Here is a 14,832-nt window from a genome sequence, read left to right as displayed (position 1 = left end):
GCCTTTCTTTATGCTCGCGCGGCAACTATAGTGGATTAACAAAAATCAGGACAAGGCGGCACAAGCCGCAGACAGTACACACGTTACGGCAAGGCGAGACAACGCTGTACTGGTTTTTATTAATTCACTATAACTGGACTTACTCCTTCTCAAGTACCTGCCCGGCCTCCGGCTCTTTCACATTGAGAAAGCCGCCGCTCTGGTGCGCCCACAGGCTGGCGTAGAGGCCGCCTTTGGCCAAGAGTTCGGCGTGGTTTCCCTCTTCCACGATACGGCCTTTGTCGAGTACGATGAGGCGGTCCATGGCGGCGATGGTGGAGAGGCGGTGGGCGATGGCGATAACGGTTTTGCCTTCCATCATGGTGTCGAGGCTTTCTTGGATGGCGGCTTCCACTTCGGAATCGAGCGCACTGGTGGCTTCGTCCAAAAGCAGAATTGGTGCATCTTTGAGCATCACACGGGCGATGGCGATACGCTGGCGCTGGCCGCCGGAAAGCTTCACACCGCGCTCGCCCACGTGGGCATCGTAGCCTTTGCGGCCTTTGGCGTCAGAAAGCTGGGGGATGAATTCGGCAGCTTCGGCACGGCGGGCAGCTTGCAGCATGTCTTCTTCGGTGGCATCGGGGCGGCCGTAGACGATATTGTCGCGCACCGAGCGGTGCAGCAGGCTGGTGTCTTGCGTAACCAAACCGATTTGCGCGCGTAGGCTTTCTTGGGTAACGCTATCGATATTTTGCCCATCGATGCAGATTTGGCCGCTTTGCGGCTCATAGAAACGCAACAGCAGATTCACAATGGTGGATTTGCCGGCACCGCTGCGGCCGATGAGGCCGACTTTTTCGCCGGGGCGGATGTGCAGGCTGAAGCCGTTGAGCAGGGGCTTGCCGGACTCATAGGAGAAATCGATGTGGTTGAAGCAGATTTCGCCTTTGTTCACCAACAGCGGCTTGGCATCGGGCTTATCGAGGATGGTTTGCGGCTTGGAAAGCGTGCCCATGCCGTCGGCCACGGTGCCGATATTCTCAAACAGGCGGGCAGATTCCCACATGATGTATTGCGAGAGCCCGTTCACGCGCAGCGCCATCGCGGTGGCGGTGGCCACAGCGCCCACGCCTACTTGGCCATTGTGCCACAGCCAAATGCCGAGCACGGCGGTGGAAAGCGTGAGCGTGGTGTTTACTGCGGCGCTGGCGCTGTAGAGCAGCGTGGCCAGCCGCATTTGGGCGTGCACGGTGACCATAAATTCCTCCATCGAGCGGCGGGCATAATCGGCTTCGCGCGCCCCGTGGGAGAAGAGTTTCACCGTGGCGATGTTGGCATAGGCATCGGTAACGCGGCCGGTCATCAGCGAGCGGGCATCGGCCTGGCGGGCGGCGGTTTGGCCGAGCCTGGGAATCAGAAAGCGCATCACCAGGCTGAAGCCGATGAGCCAGCCCACGAAAGGCAGCAGCAGCCAGCCATCCAGCGCCACCAAAATCACACCGGAAGTGATGAAATACACCAGCACATACATCACCATATCGGCGATGGTCATCACCGTATCGCGCACAGCCAGCGCGGTTTGCATCACTTTGGCCGACACGCGGCCGGCAAATTCGTCTTGATAAAAGCTGAGCGATTGGCCGAGCATCAGGCGGTGGAAATTCCAACGCAGGCGCATGGGGAACACGCCCTGCAATACCTGCAGGCGGATGGAGGAAGTAAAAAACGTCCAAATCACCAGCACCACCATCAGCACGCCCATGCCAACGAGCGCCAAGCCTTTTTCGGCAAACAGCGTCTCGGGCGTATAGCGGCCGAGCCAATCGACGATTTTGCCGATAAATTGAAACAGCAAAGCTTCGCCAATGCCGATGCCGCCAGAGAGCAGCGCCAGTAGCACAAGCCAGCCGCGCACGCCTTCAAGATTACTCCAAATAAAGCCAAACAGCCCCTTGCGCGGGGTTTTCGGCTCGCTGGCAGGATAGGGGTCGACTCGGTTTTCAAACCAGGAGAATAAGCGGTTAAACATGGTGTGGTGCTTTATATTTAAAATAGGAATTTAGGTTTTAGCTTTAGTCGGGCTGATGTGTTCACTTCGCTGAAGCTCACACTTTCAGGTAGCCTATGTGATTGAGGCTACCTGAAAAATATGGCTGCCCGAGTGGTATTCAAGAACGGCTAAAAAGACGGCTATCATAACAGAAACAGAGGGCTGGGCACAAAACGGGGGCGATTGTATAGTGAATTAACAAAAACCAGGACAAGGCGGCGAGCCGCAGACAGTACAAATAGTACGGCAAGGCGAGCCAACGCTGTACTGGTTTTTGTTAATTCACTATAATCCACTATCCAACAATCCCCGTAAGTTTTGGCGAAGCAAAAATCTCAGGCTGCCTATTACATCCGATCGTCTGCCCATACGTCTTGTATGAGCATACATCTTGTATGAATAATTGCCTTACCCATATGCGCACCAAAGGCTACCTGAAAATTTTCAGGTAGCCTTTCTTCATACAAATACACAACTACTCAACCGGGCTTTTTCGCCAACATCGTCACAAACTTCAATTGAATCGACCGCCCTTGCGCATCGGTAGCGTGCATCGAGCCTACGGCTTCTTCGTATTTAAGTAATTCCCAGTCAGCATAATACTGCCGCAATTCATCTTCTTTGAATGTGAACGAAAACGGCATATGGCAAGGGTAGTCTGCCGTATCCATTGCCGACACAATCAAATTATAGCCGCCGGGCCGAGCATGCGCCTGCATATCGGCAATAATCTGTGGCACACGGCCTGCCTGGAGGAACATAAACACCACCGTGGCAAAGATAAAATCGTAATCTTCATTCAAAGCAGCGGCGTTAATATCGTAAGCATCCGCCCGCAGCGGCAACTGTTCGCGCGCAGCCATATCCAGCACCGAAGCCACTGCCGCCGAGCTGTGGTCCACAGCATGCACATCGTATCCGGCCAAACTCAAAAACAGCGCATTGCGCCCCTGCCCACAGCCTAAATCCAAGGTCTTGCACGGCGGTACGGTTTGCACCGCCTCGCAGATAGCTGAATGGGTGGCAGTCATACCGTATTTTTTGTGGAAATAATCTGCTTTTTCGCAATGAAATTCCAGCTGCACGGCAAAATCATCATCCAACGGCTCCACCTTGTGCCAAGCCTGCGGATAAATCGTCCACACCCCGCTTTTCGGCTGCAACACATGCTCCGCGAGCACCGTGCCGTCTTCCTGCAATTCATAAAACTTCAGCCGTCCGCGCAATACGCGCAGCTTGCCATACGTACCGGCCTGTGTGTTGTGTTGCGACAAAACTGCTGCCGGAATAGTGGCTTTATCCCATACTGGCATGGTTTTGTAGCAGATGAGTTCTGAATTCATTACTTCTCTCCCGATTTGAAAAATAAGAAGCCATATAATTAAGGGCTGTACTAGATTAGCCCCAGATTTCACACCAATCCAGCAGGATTTTAAGCTACTAGGAAGTATACTGAGGTTAAACCAGATTGAAATTACCGACCACCAACCGAACAGCTGCGATACGGCGGTACGGAATGAGTTGGATTTACAGCACAGTCTACCGATATTTAGAACTTTGAAATATCAACTTTGATGATTCAGATATCCCCGCATCGATACCCAATTGGCAAAATCGAACCTTTGCGACAAAACAAGCGATGTGGGGCGTACTGCTGCCGACAACCGTTTGTTTGTCGAAGCAGTATTGCAGATAGTGCGTGCAGGTAGCCTGTGGCCGGATCTGCTACCTCATCCGGCAATTGGAGCAGCATCCGCAAATGCTGCCGCCATCAGGGTTTGGCAGGCCGTTTCACCCCTATTTTTAAAACATTGTGCGGCGATATCGGTATAGAGAGAGTATGCCTGCACAGGTAGAACCGTTGTCAAAGTCCGCCGCCGCGATCGGGTGCGAAAGGAAGGCTGCACATCAGGCAACCAGCAAATCCAAAAGCAGAATTGGGATTAAGGTAAGTCTGAATACTGACAGCCCCTGGTACAGCCCCCAAAATTTTAGCCATATGGCAGCTATCGATACAATCTTACCCTAAAAAAAAGCATCTAACGGCACAAACCCCCTAAAATCTGCCTGCTCATCCAAAAGAACCGTCCAGCCCTTATTCTCCACACTGGTAAATGGCAAATAGTACAGCTTGTTTGCCGGCAATCCGCTTTTTTGTACTGCACTATCCAACTCTGCATTATGCAGATAATGCTGCTGCAAACGGAGCAATGGCCGCATCTTCTGCCGTACGGCAGCCCTAGCCCTACCATTATCTGCCTCCCAGCGATCTGGCCTAGCACTGGGTTCGACACCATTTAATGAAAAACCCAAATCCATATTACTCTCGGCTCCATCGCGGGGGGGGCGCACGGCTACACGTTCAACCCCCGTCCAAGACAAACGGTTAAATGGTGCCGTAGCCTTTGCTAATGATTCCTGATGAATGTCGGTTGCCCTGACAACCACAAAACGATCCACTTCAAACATAACTGCCACCGGCCGTGCAATGGCTACAGTATGCAATCCGTAGCATAAAGCCGAAATTTGAATCAACACTACCAACCCCATATCGACAGCAACAGCCCGGACAGACTTCTCCGGATCCGCCAATACTGCTGTAAGCATTGGACCACACACTACGTCGATACAAACAACCAAGAAGAAAAGCTCCAGCCCGCCCAACATTTGCCGATACGGATAGGGATACCATATGCCAAAAATTACTCCAGCAACCAATACTGCCACTACAATATTTGCACCCAAATGATATCCGGCCAGCTTTACCGCAAACCGCACTCTTTTATTCACAATGTATCATCCAATCCTTAATTATTTAGCCTTTTATGAAATCTAGATTCATACCACTGATGAAACCGGTTCAAATATGGTTTGTAATACGCCGGGTTCTCGTTTGATATCTCGGTCAAATATGTATTTACTTCATTGCAATTAGTTGCCATATTCAGCAAGCAGGCCGCCCGAAAGTAGTGGTCTGCCCGCTCAGAATTGCCGGCAACTGCCAATAGGCTACCCTGTTTAATCAATAAATCAACATTAAAATTCTTGTATGATACCCTATCCCCTAGTGCAATGCGTTCCTGTAAATTGTCTTCTGATATCGGTAGCAGCATAAATAACATTAACTCTTTCTCCTCGCTAAATCCGAATACGGGAGGAAGATGCGAATAAGTAAGCATTTTTTCTTCTGCCGATATCTCTTCTGAAAGTAAAAAATAGCTGAAATCCCGATATTTCTGATACTGGATAATATAATAAACACTGCCTATTGCCAGTAATCCGCTTATCGCAGCAACTGGAAGCTTAAAACTAACTTCCTTTTTATTCTTTCCGCCATCCTCGGCTAATATAATCTCGATAAAGAAAGCGGTAATCATGATAAAGCGGAGATGCCATAGCGGATATTCGCTAAATGAGTACATCCCGATCACTGCGAGTATCGTAAATGAAAATGCACGATCAGCAGAAAGATTAAATCCGAACTTTCGGATTAATAAGAAAATAAACCAGAAAACTATTATCAAACCGAGTATACCTAGCTCAGCCCCGATTTGTGCGATAAGGTTATGGGCATGGTGAGCCAGTGTAAACCATTGGAGCTGCTCGGCATGATCCAACCCGAACCCCTTAAGGTTCCCCCAGCCTATCCCTGTTAACCAATTCCCCTTTATCGCCATCCATGACTCTTGCAGCAAATATTGCCGTAATGCCATACTCTCATTGGTAAGCCTGGATACGGCAGTATTGCTATCTTCGATAAACGCAAGAAGCAATCTGCTGCCTAAATTATATCCGATTATAAATAGCACACCGAAGCCTACAACTGAAGCAAATCGTTTTTTCCACCCTCCGGCATAAAAAAGGCCGCTGCACAACACAACAGCAAGGCCGAGCAAAAAACCGCCCCTGCTGGAAGTAAACCCGATTCCCATAACCAACCAAACGGTGAATACGATACAGATGATTTTCCCCAGCCAGGTTCGGCTCAGATAAAACAAATAGATAGCGGCAGCCATCCCTAATGAGCTGACAAACGCTGCCTGATTCACTTGGGCGATATTTCCGGTTAACCGATTATCCGGACTCCTTGCAAACACGACCGAACCGATTAACCAGCTATCCGGCCAAACCAATTGAATGACTTGGGTAGCAACGGTTAATATGCCCCCCGCCAGCAAAACCACGGCCATAACATTTACGGCCCTACGCTTCTCCTCCCGATCCAAGCCAGAAACCGCCAGCGACACCAATAGGCAGAACAATATTGTCGCACCGGGGAATATCAAACCATCAGTATAAACGATTTGATTTAATATCGGTTGCAGCAATATGAGCATCAGCAAACCCAACCATAACCATGTGCTGATAGAAATAGGTATTTTCTTGCGATCGGAGGCCGTTGCCCACCCCGCCAATCCTACGGCAAGCAACCCGCCGACATAAATATTGACATATAAGTCTGTAGTGGACGGGTAATAATGCTGGATGCTTAATATGCCCCATAGATATGCGGCGGACATAAATACCAACAGCCACCATACTCCGAAAACCTGTTTTCTGCACATAGTAACCCCTTGGTGAATTAGTGTCGGCATACATCCGGCAGATACTTGCCGGGAAGGTTTGCCGAGGAGCAATGCCAAAGAACCGCTCCGCTGGTTACTTTCATGCTGAGCAGCAAAGAGTTTCCCTGCAGCGGAGCGGCACTGTCCGGCGCAGGTTTGAATGTTGCTTCCATTTCACAAACATAGCCCGGCTGGGTCGCTGCCCGGGTATGTACGGATGCAATATGGCTGCCGACAATCTGGTCTTTCTGCGCAATGCCAAAATAGCTGTTGCTCAGGTTATCCGGGCAGACGCTGCTGGCAAAATAATTGTCTGTTACAGAACTTTTCAGCCCGTCCAATAACGACATTCCCTCGGCCACTTGCGATTTGGCTATATAAGTTTGATACGTGGGTAGGGCAATAGCCGACAAAATGCCGACAATGGCAATCACAATCATCAGCTCGATCAGGGTAAATCCCCGTTCCTTATCTTTCCTCATTTCAACCCCCACAGGAATATTCGGTAAAAGTTATAAAAGGCCGCACTGTAACGTGCGGCCTTGGTGCATTCTATCCACCTAATTATTAACGGCGGCAAGAAGAAGGCAGGTATTTGGCGGGAACCGGGTTAGAGCTTGCGGCAGCACATTTCCAGTCGTAAGAGCCGGCATTCAGGGTCGGGGAAAGAACAACCTGTTTGCTTTGAATATCAGCATTTACGCCAGAGCCTTGCATTTTGGCAGTGATGGTACCATTGGTAATAGTTACGCTTTCAACATATTTGCTCTTGATGCTGGTAGCAGCAGCCACACCGGCAGCAGAATTGTTAGCCGGCCATGCGCCATGGTTGGCGTGGTATTCGGTTACGGCACCTTTCTGACCGCCAGCCAATTCCAAAGCCTCAGAAACTTGGGTGCGGCCAACGTAGTCTTGGTAAGCCGGCAGGGCGATAGCAGCCAAAATACCGATAATAGCGATAACGATCATCAACTCGATCAGGGTAAAACCTTTTTGTACTTGTTTCAACATGACATTTTCCTTTAATAAAAATGGAACTTAATAAAACCGAATCTTTCGACCCGGGAACTTCAACCAAAAGAAGGAGACAACTAAAACTTCATTTTCGGCTTCGGCTTGTTTGCCTCAACCACGAGAAACATAAAGCAACAGCTGTGCCAAAAAATAAAAAAACCGTTTGATTTATTTTGTAACCACATGTTTCTAAATCATCTTTTTCTTATTTTTAATTTAAGCGGCCGGCCTGTGCGGCTGTCTTGCGCGGGCGGCCTATCGGCAAAACTGACATTTATCGTCAGTTTGTGGCCCGCTATTTCGCACAGATTGCCGTTTTATGGATTTCATGGCCTGCCAATTTAGGGTTGCTGCCATTTTGGGCAACGATTTTTGGCATTCCCGCTATCTCTATCCGCATTCGGCGGTGGCAATACCACCCTACGGCATAAATCATGAATAAGGTAAGGTGGCATGATGATGCCGCCGTTTTGGGAGGAAGAATAGCTTGGTAGAAACCCACCACTTTGATGAGGGCTTCGATTTAGCTGCATGAAAGCTGTGCCACGGTTTTCAGGCAGCCTTTAGTCTTCCGCCGCCATCACCGCTTCAATTAAAGCTGTTCCGTTTTCAATCCGAAACGCCACTTCCCAATCTCCCACCGCCATCTTATATATCCGCTGCGACGTATCCTGATAAGCCGGGCGCGGGTCTTGGGCGATGCTTTGTTCAATCAGCAGGCGAATGGGCGGCGGCAAGGATGCTGCGCTTATCTCATCTACCCAAGCCACTCCGAGCGGCACAGGCGGAACGGCGGCGAAGCCCGGGGCGGCATCGGGCTGCGCTTCCACAAAGGGCAGGTAGGGCTTGATGTCTAACACCGGCGTGCCATCGAGCAAATCCGCCCCACCGCACCACAGCCGCACTCCGCCCTCGGTTTCAATGCGCTCCAGCTTGAGCAGGGAAAGCCCCAGCGGGTTGGGGCGGAACGGGCTGCGCGTGGCAAAGACGCCCATTTTCCGGTTGCCGCCCAAACGCGGCGGCCGCACCAAAGGCTGCCAGCCTGCCCCGGCCACGCCGTGAAACACAAACTGCACCCAGATATGGCTGAAGCTTTCCAACCCGCGCATGCAATCGGCAGAAAACTCGGGCAATAATTCGATACATACCCGGGCGGAAGGCACCAAGCCGGGCTGGCGCGGCACGCCGAATTTCTGTTTATAAGGAGAACGGACGTAGGCAATGGTTTGCAGGATGTGGGTGGCTGGCATGGCTTAGGACGGTTAAGAGGAAAAGATAAAAGGCTACCTGAAAGCGATGTCTTGGCATAGCCAAGGCGGAGCTTCTGCGAAGCTAAAGCGCAAGCTTCAACGGAGTTAAAGCGATGTCTTGGCGCGGCCAAGGCTGAGTTTCTGCGAAGCTAAGCACCGGTTTAGCGTAGTTCAAACAAAGTTTCCGCAAAGCGGAAATGAAGATTCCATAAAACAGAAGCGGAGTTTCTGTGCGGTTGAAATTAAGTTTTGGCAAGGCGGCAAGGCGGCAGTATCGCCCCGCCGTGCCGCCCACTTTGTTTTCCGCACCCGATAAAAACCGGCAGCCTCGGAATTTCCGGGCTGCCGGCCTGATTTCACTAATGCGGCGTTGAATTGAAATCAGCTTACTGCTGGCGTTGGCAAGCAGTTTCTACGCGGTTGCCATAGGGGTCTTTGAAGCTGAACGCGGCTTCATTGCCCTTACGGTGCCACTCGGCGCCGCTGCCGAACAGGCCGCGGTTGCTGGTGTAGCGCTCGCCGGAGCCGGAAGTGGCGCGGTTGAGCACGGCACGTTTGTCGTCCAGTTGCAGGCTTACGCGGTCGGTACCTTGCTGGCGCACGGTTACAGACAAGCCGTTTTCACAGCTGAAACGCTCAACACTTGCGCGGCGCTCGCCACGGCGCTCATGACGCGGAGCGGGCTCGTTGCCCTGGTCTTGAACGTCGTTGTCGTAGCGTTGGTGATGTTGATGACGGGGGCCGTCGTCTTGCGGGGTGGCCACCACGCAGGCAGACAACAGCAGAGCCAAAGAGGCCGGTACAGCCCAAGTACGTACTTTCATTGTGTATTTCCTATAAAATGAGAAAATACCGCCATAGCCGGCGGCAAGAGCATCTTAGCCCAAAGCGTGCGGCATAAAAAGGGGGATTAACCAAGATTTACGGCAATATCCGATTATTCTGGCAAAAAGGCTACCTGAAATGATTTGGCGGTTTTCAGGTAGCCTTTGTTTTGGCAAACATCCAACTTTGGTTTCGCGTTTTGGCTTTGCAGAAGCTCCGCCCCGGCTGCGCCAAGACATCGTTTTAACTTCGTTGAAGCTTACGCTTTCAGGTAGCCTCTTTTAAGACGGACTGTATGTATCGACTACCGCCCTCGGGCATTAATCCTGCAAAAACGGGTTGTGACGTTTTTCGTGGCCGATGGTGGTACTGCGGCCGTGGCCGGGCAGCACTATGGTGTCTTCGGGCAACACCAGCAGTTTCTCGCGGATATTGCGCAAGAGGTCGGCATGGCTGCTGCGTTCGAAATCGGTGCGGCCGATGGATTCGTAAAACAACACGTCGCCTGCGATCAGCAGGTTTTGTTCGGCGCAGTAAAACACCACATGGCCGGGCGTGTGGCCGGGGATGTGCAGCACTTGGAAGCGGTATGCGCCCACGTTCAACTCGTCGCCCTCTTCCAGCCAGCGGCTCGGGCTCACCGGCTGGGACACAGGAAAACCAAAGTTGGCGGTGATTTCTGGCAGGTTGTCGAGCAGCCATTGGTCGGCGCGGTGCGGGCCGATTACCGGAAACGGGGTACGCTGAATCATCTCAGCCACGCCGCCGGCATGGTCGAGATGGCCGTGGGTGAGCCAGACGGCCTTGGGCTGCACGCCGAGCTTGGCGGCTTCTTCCAACAGCTGCGGCACGTCACCACCCACGTCTATCCACACGGCTTCTTTGCTTTCTTCGTCCCACAAGAGCGAACAGTTTTGGCGGAAAGGGGTAACGGCGAACACGGTAAGGTTAAGCGACATAGTCAGGCTTTCTTTTATAAGAATTTTCAGGTAGCTCGCATTGTGCCGCCGTGCGCGCCAAAGGTAAACCTTTTTAAGGTTTGGCGTATCCGCTACAATGCACCATTTATTCCCTTTGCGAGCAAGTTCATGCACACGCCCAAGCCCAACCCCCTCAACCTCTGCTGGCTCGATATGGAAATGACCGGCCTCAACCCCGAGCACGACCGCATTATCGAAGCCGCCGTGGTGATTACCGATGCCGATTTAAACATCCTCGCCCAATCCGAATCCTACGCCATCCACCAAAGCGACGAACTGCTCAAAGGCATGGATGCCTGGAACACCAGCACCCACGAGCGCACCGGCCTCACCCGACGCGTGAAAGATTCCGCGCTTTCCGAAGCCGAAGTGGAGCAACGCCTGCTCGATTTTATTGCCCAATGGATTCCGCAGGGCGCCAGCCCCTTGTGCGGCAACACCGTGCACCAAGACCGCCGCTTCATGCAGCGCTACATGCCTAAGCTGGAAGCCTGGTTCCACTACCGCAACCTCGACGTATCCACCCTCAAAGAGCTTGCCCGCCGCTGGTATCCCGCTGCCTACAAAAGCTTCAGCAAAAAAGGCTCGCACCGCGCGCTGGATGACATCTTGGAGAGCATCGAAGAATTGCGCCACTACCGCCAAACCTTCCTGCGCCTGCCCGAAGCTGAGAAATAGGCTACCTGAAAGCGTAAGCTTCAACGAAGTTAAAATGATGTCTTGGCGCAACCAAGGCTGAGTTTCTGTGAAACTAAAGCGCAAGTTTTAAATGGAGTGACAACGAACGCAGCGACGTTTCTGCGAAGCAAAAACCTGTTTCCCGTTTTTCAGGTAGCCCTTCCTCCCATCCATATAAGAAAACCATGCCCCGCAAAATCCTCCTTCCCGCCCTTACCGCCCTGCTGTTAAGCGCCTGCGCCGCCAAGCCTTCGTTTGAACCAGCCATGCTCGTCCACGCCGTGCAACCGGTTTACCCGCCGCCGTTGGAAGAAGAAGGCATCGAAGGCCGCGCCATCGTGCGGATGCGCATCGACACCCGGGGCAGCGTGAGCGACACGCAGGTGCTCTCCGCCACCTACCCCTTATTCGCCCGCTCCGCCGTGCGTGCTATTAACCAATATCGCTTCACTCCGGCCAAACAAAACGGCCAACCTGTGGAATCCGACTTCACCCAAACATTTAGATTCCGAATGCCGGAAGAAAAACCCGACCCTTCAGAAACCGCCCAACCGCCCCGCCCACCCCTTCCCACACGCTAAACCCACCATGCTCCCCACCGCCCTCCCCGCCTGGCAAGCCCTGGCCGAACACCGCCGCGCCACCGCGCACCTCCACCTGCGCGAGCGCTTCGCCGCCGAGCCAAACCGTTTCGAGTGCATGCACGCCGAACTCAACGGCCTGCTGCTCGACTACAGCAAAAACCTCATCGGCGAAGACACTTTGGATTTGCTCTGCCGCCTGGCCGACGAATCCGGCGCGGCCGAACTGCGCCGCCAAATGTATGCCGGCGGGAAAATCAATCTGAGCGAACACCGCGCCGTGCTGCACACCGCCCTGAGGCTACCTGAAAACGCCGCGCCCGTGTATGTGGACGACATCAATATCGTGCCGCAGGTACACGCCGAACTAAACCGCGCCCTCGATTTCGCCGAACGCCTGCAAAACGGCACGCACACGGGCTGCACCGGGTTACCCATCCGAGACGTGGTGAACATCGGCATCGGCGGCTCGGATTTGGGTCCGCGCATGGTGGCGCAAGCCCTTGCCCCATACCGGCAAAACCTGAACGTGCACTTCGCCGCCAATCTCGACAGCGCCGATTTAGACGGCATCCTGCGCCGCGTAGCGCCCGAAACCACGCTGTTTATCGTGGCCAGCAAATCCTTCCGTACCCCCGAAACCCTGCTCAACGCCCAAGCCGCGCGCCGCTGGTTTCTGCAATCCGGCCGCAGCGAAGCCGATATCGCGCAGCACTTTGCCGCCGTATCGGCCAATGTGGCCGCCGCCGCCGAATTCGGCATCGCCCCGCAAAACGTGTTCGGCATGTTCGACTGGGTGGGCGGGCGCTATTCCGTGTGGTCGGCCATCGGCCTGCCCGTGATGTGCGCCATTGGCCACGAACATTTCCGCGAATTCCTGCGCGGCGGGCACGATATGGACGAACACTTCCTGCACGCCCCGTGGCGGCGCAACATCCCCGCCCTGCTCGCCCTCATCGGTATCTGGCAGCAAAACTTCTGCGGCAGCACCAGCCACATCGTCATCCCCTACAGCCACGGCCTGCGCCGCCTGCCTGCCCACCTCCAGCAGCTCGATATGGAAAGCAACGGCAAAAGCCGCAACCGCCACGGCAAGCCCGTGGATTTCGCCACCGGCGCCGCCATTTGGGGCGAAGCCGGCGTCAACTGCCAGCACGCCTTCTTCCAGCTCATCCACCAAGGCACGCAGGTGATTCCCGTCGATTTCATCGTCCCCCTCAGCGGCGAAGGGGCAGACGACGGCCGCCACCTCCGGCTCGTGGCCAACGCCTTCGCCCAAGCCGAAGCACTCATGCGCGGCAAAAGCGAAGCCGAAGCCCGCGCCGAAACAGCCGGACAAGGGCTACCTGAAAGCGAACAAGCCGCCCTCGCCAGCCAGCGCAGCTTCCCCGGCAACCGCCCCAGCAACATCATCCTCGTCGAACGCATCACGCCCTACACCCTCGGCCTGATTCTCGCCATGTACGAACACAAAGTCTTCATGCAGGGCGCCGTGTGGGACATCAACTCCTTCGACCAATGGGGCGTGGAATACGGCAAAGAACTTGCCCAAACCATCCTGCCCGAACTGCAAGGCGCCGCCCCCGCCGGGCACGACGCCTCCACCGCCGCCCTGATCCGGCGCTATCGGCAGCAGATGGGCAACAAACAGCCGTAACGGCCAAAGAGAAGGCTACCTGAAAGCCAAGCGGGCATTTTCAGGTAGCCTTTTTCTTTGCCATGGAAGAGTACCACTCAATGTTTGTGACAAGCCAAAATATTGCAGGCTAATGATTTGCTTTTAAAGGGTTAAAAATATACAATATCTATGTCTGACAGCAGAAATTTTCGCATCAGCTGCGTAATCTCAGGCAAATTATTATTGTCGAGTGATAAATGGTGGGGATTGCGGCCACCCAGACACAAAACATCCCTTGATACTTTATCATCTAGGGATGTTTTTTACTTACCCAAAACAACTATAATCAACCAAGAATAATCTTAATACTGTTTTTAAATTCAATCAAATATCAATAATCTTCTCTTTGTGATGCCACCTTACTAATTTTCTATTTCCCACACCTGGAGATTACCTCTCTCAATCATGCCAAACCTACAACCACTTTTCAGGTAGCCTGCCCCGCCAACCCGCTATAATCCCATTCCCTCCCCTTCGGAGCCCCATCATGACCACAACTTGGCACAACGGCTGGTGGCAGGGCGCGGTGCATTGCCCTTCGCCCAACTTCTCGCCCCGCCCCGCCGGCGAAACCGTTTCGCTGGTGGTGCTGCACAACATCTCCCTGCCGCCCTTCGAATACGGCGGCAGCGCCATCTGCGATTTGTTCACCAACCGCATTAACCCGCAGGCGCACCCCTTCTTCCCGCAGCTGGTGGATTTGCGCGTGTCCAGCCATTTTTTGATTGAACGCAGCGGACAGGTGGTGCAGTTTGTGTCGGGCAACGACGCGGCACACCACGCCGGCGTGTCGCAATATCGCGGCCGCAGCGGCTGCAATGCTTTTTCGCTCGGCATCGAGCTGGAAGGCTGCGATTTCGAACCGTTCACCGAGGCGCAATACCAAGCCCTGATTCCGCTGCTGCACAGCATGGCGGCGCACTACCCCATCGAAGCCGTAACCGGCCACCAACACATCGCCCCCGGCCGCAAAAGCGACCCCGGCCACTTCTTCGACTGGCCGCGCCTGGCCGCCGCAGGCGTGGTGCTGGCGGAAGGGATAACGGATGGACAAAACGCCCCGGCTGCCGCAACACAGGCTACCTGAAAATCCGCATAGCTTTTCAGGTAGCCTTCGCCAACTCGGCAGCCGCAAACTTCGTAGCATCGGCCTGATCCCCGCGCGTTTGCACAACCCAAGACTACCTGAAAGCGATGTCCCGTAGCTAAGGCTGAGTTTTAACTTCGTT

General features: G+C 53.6%; 14 protein-coding genes and 1 pseudogene. 6 read left to right on the top strand and 9 right to left on the bottom strand.

Going from position 1 to position 14,832, the window contains the following annotated elements:
* Positions 1-139 precede the first annotated feature (139 nt).
* Complete coding sequence (locus tag ELB75_RS02090) at positions 140-2,011, bottom strand: ABC transporter ATP-binding protein (protein WP_126982530.1); 1,872 nt, start codon at positions 2,009-2,011, stop codon at positions 140-142.
* Positions 2,012-2,511: 500 nt separating this feature from the next.
* On the bottom strand, positions 2,512-3,375 hold the full coding sequence (gene tehB, locus ELB75_RS02085) for a tellurite resistance methyltransferase TehB (RefSeq protein WP_126984180.1): 864 nt from the start codon (positions 3,373-3,375) through the stop codon (positions 2,512-2,514).
* Positions 3,376-3,673: 298 nt separating this feature from the next.
* Between tehB and ELB75_RS13170 the strand changes: the two are divergent.
* Positions 3,674-3,772: pseudogene (locus tag ELB75_RS13170) on the top strand (IS5/IS1182 family transposase); the annotation flags it as partial.
* Positions 3,773-4,057: 285 nt separating this feature from the next.
* On the opposite strand, the gene ELB75_RS02075 reads toward ELB75_RS13170, so the two are convergent.
* The 7 genes from ELB75_RS02075 to ELB75_RS02045 form a co-directional block, all read right to left on the bottom strand.
* A complete protein-coding gene (locus ELB75_RS02075) occupies positions 4,058-4,822 on the bottom strand; it encodes a fimb protein (RefSeq protein ID WP_241236098.1) in 765 nt (254 codons plus the stop codon).
* A gap of 17 nt (positions 4,823-4,839) precedes the next feature.
* A complete protein-coding gene (locus ELB75_RS02070; protein ID WP_126982528.1) occupies positions 4,840-6,675 on the bottom strand; it encodes a PglL family O-oligosaccharyltransferase in 1,836 nt (611 codons plus the stop codon).
* Positions 6,615-7,079 (bottom strand): pilin, encoded by a 465-nt coding sequence (locus ELB75_RS02065; RefSeq protein WP_126984178.1) that lies wholly within the window; start codon positions 7,077-7,079, stop codon positions 6,615-6,617. The genes ELB75_RS02070 and ELB75_RS02065 overlap by 61 nt, the downstream gene beginning before the upstream one ends.
* 85 nt (positions 7,080-7,164) lie before the next feature.
* The gene (locus ELB75_RS02060) at positions 7,165-7,608 is read right to left on the bottom strand and encodes a pilin (protein ID WP_206501479.1); all 444 of its coding nucleotides are present in this window, start codon (positions 7,606-7,608) and stop codon (positions 7,165-7,167) included.
* A gap of 566 nt (positions 7,609-8,174) precedes the next feature.
* Positions 8,175-8,861, bottom strand: a complete 687-nt coding sequence (tsaA, locus tag ELB75_RS02055; RefSeq protein WP_126982527.1) for a tRNA (N6-threonylcarbamoyladenosine(37)-N6)-methyltransferase TrmO — start codon at positions 8,859-8,861, stop codon at positions 8,175-8,177.
* A gap of 386 nt (positions 8,862-9,247) precedes the next feature.
* Positions 9,248-9,685, bottom strand: coding sequence for an MliC family protein (locus ELB75_RS02050; protein ID WP_126982526.1), 438 nt, complete (start codon positions 9,683-9,685; stop codon positions 9,248-9,250).
* A 321-nt stretch (positions 9,686-10,006) separates the two neighbouring features.
* The gene (locus ELB75_RS02045) at positions 10,007-10,645 is read right to left on the bottom strand and encodes an MBL fold metallo-hydrolase (protein ID WP_126982525.1); all 639 of its coding nucleotides are present in this window, start codon (positions 10,643-10,645) and stop codon (positions 10,007-10,009) included.
* A gap of 129 nt (positions 10,646-10,774) precedes the next feature.
* On the opposite strand from ELB75_RS02045, the gene orn reads away from it, so the two are divergent.
* From orn to ELB75_RS12400, 5 genes are all read left to right on the top strand, one after another.
* Positions 10,775-11,344 (top strand): oligoribonuclease, encoded by a 570-nt coding sequence (orn, locus tag ELB75_RS02040; RefSeq protein WP_126982524.1) that lies wholly within the window; start codon positions 10,775-10,777, stop codon positions 11,342-11,344.
* A 185-nt stretch (positions 11,345-11,529) separates the two neighbouring features.
* Positions 11,530-11,925: an energy transducer TonB gene (locus ELB75_RS02035; RefSeq protein WP_126982523.1), complete on the top strand. Its 396-nt coding sequence runs from the start codon at positions 11,530-11,532 to the stop codon at positions 11,923-11,925.
* Positions 11,926-11,932: 7 nt separating this feature from the next.
* The gene (gene pgi / locus ELB75_RS02030) at positions 11,933-13,582 is read left to right on the top strand and encodes a glucose-6-phosphate isomerase (protein ID WP_126982522.1); all 1,650 of its coding nucleotides are present in this window, start codon (positions 11,933-11,935) and stop codon (positions 13,580-13,582) included.
* 508 nt (positions 13,583-14,090) lie between these two features.
* Positions 14,091-14,690: a 1,6-anhydro-N-acetylmuramyl-L-alanine amidase AmpD gene (gene ampD / locus ELB75_RS02025; RefSeq protein WP_126982521.1), complete on the top strand. Its 600-nt coding sequence runs from the start codon at positions 14,091-14,093 to the stop codon at positions 14,688-14,690.
* A complete protein-coding gene (locus ELB75_RS12400) occupies positions 14,650-14,808 on the top strand; it encodes a hypothetical protein (RefSeq protein ID WP_164726758.1) in 159 nt (52 codons plus the stop codon). The genes ampD and ELB75_RS12400 overlap by 41 nt, the downstream gene beginning before the upstream one ends.
* Positions 14,809-14,832 lie beyond the last annotated feature (24 nt).

The organism is Eikenella corrodens (genome assembly GCF_003990355.1).
Lineage (GTDB): Bacteria > Pseudomonadota > Gammaproteobacteria > Burkholderiales > Neisseriaceae > Eikenella > Eikenella corrodens_B.
The sequence above is the reverse complement of the archived record's forward strand: the minus strand, read 5'-3'. Positions and strand labels throughout refer to the sequence as shown.

Coding starts and splice junctions, on each gene's coding strand:
- ELB75_RS02090 (WP_126982530.1), bottom strand. CDS start 2,011: ATGTTTAACCGCTTATTCTCCTGGTTTGAAAACCGAGTCGACCCCTAT.
- tehB (WP_126984180.1), bottom strand. CDS start 3,375: ATGAATTCAGAACTCATCTGCTACAAAACCATGCCAGTATGGGATAAA.
- ELB75_RS02065 (WP_126984178.1), bottom strand. CDS start 7,079: ATGAGGAAAGATAAGGAACGGGGATTTACCCTGATCGAGCTGATGATT.
- ELB75_RS02060 (WP_206501479.1), bottom strand. CDS start 7,608: ATGTTGAAACAAGTACAAAAAGGTTTTACCCTGATCGAGTTGATGATC.
- tsaA (WP_126982527.1), bottom strand. CDS start 8,861: ATGCCAGCCACCCACATCCTGCAAACCATTGCCTACGTCCGTTCTCCT.
- ELB75_RS02050 (WP_126982526.1), bottom strand. CDS start 9,685: ATGAAAGTACGTACTTGGGCTGTACCGGCCTCTTTGGCTCTGCTGTTG.
- ELB75_RS02045 (WP_126982525.1), bottom strand. CDS start 10,645: ATGTCGCTTAACCTTACCGTGTTCGCCGTTACCCCTTTCCGCCAAAAC.
- orn (WP_126982524.1), top strand. CDS start 10,775: ATGCACACGCCCAAGCCCAACCCCCTCAACCTCTGCTGGCTCGATATG.
- ELB75_RS02035 (WP_126982523.1), top strand. CDS start 11,530: ATGCCCCGCAAAATCCTCCTTCCCGCCCTTACCGCCCTGCTGTTAAGC.
- pgi (WP_126982522.1), top strand. CDS start 11,933: ATGCTCCCCACCGCCCTCCCCGCCTGGCAAGCCCTGGCCGAACACCGC.
- ampD (WP_126982521.1), top strand. CDS start 14,091: ATGACCACAACTTGGCACAACGGCTGGTGGCAGGGCGCGGTGCATTGC.
- ELB75_RS12400 (WP_164726758.1), top strand. CDS start 14,650: ATGGACAAAACGCCCCGGCTGCCGCAACACAGGCTACCTGAAAATCCG.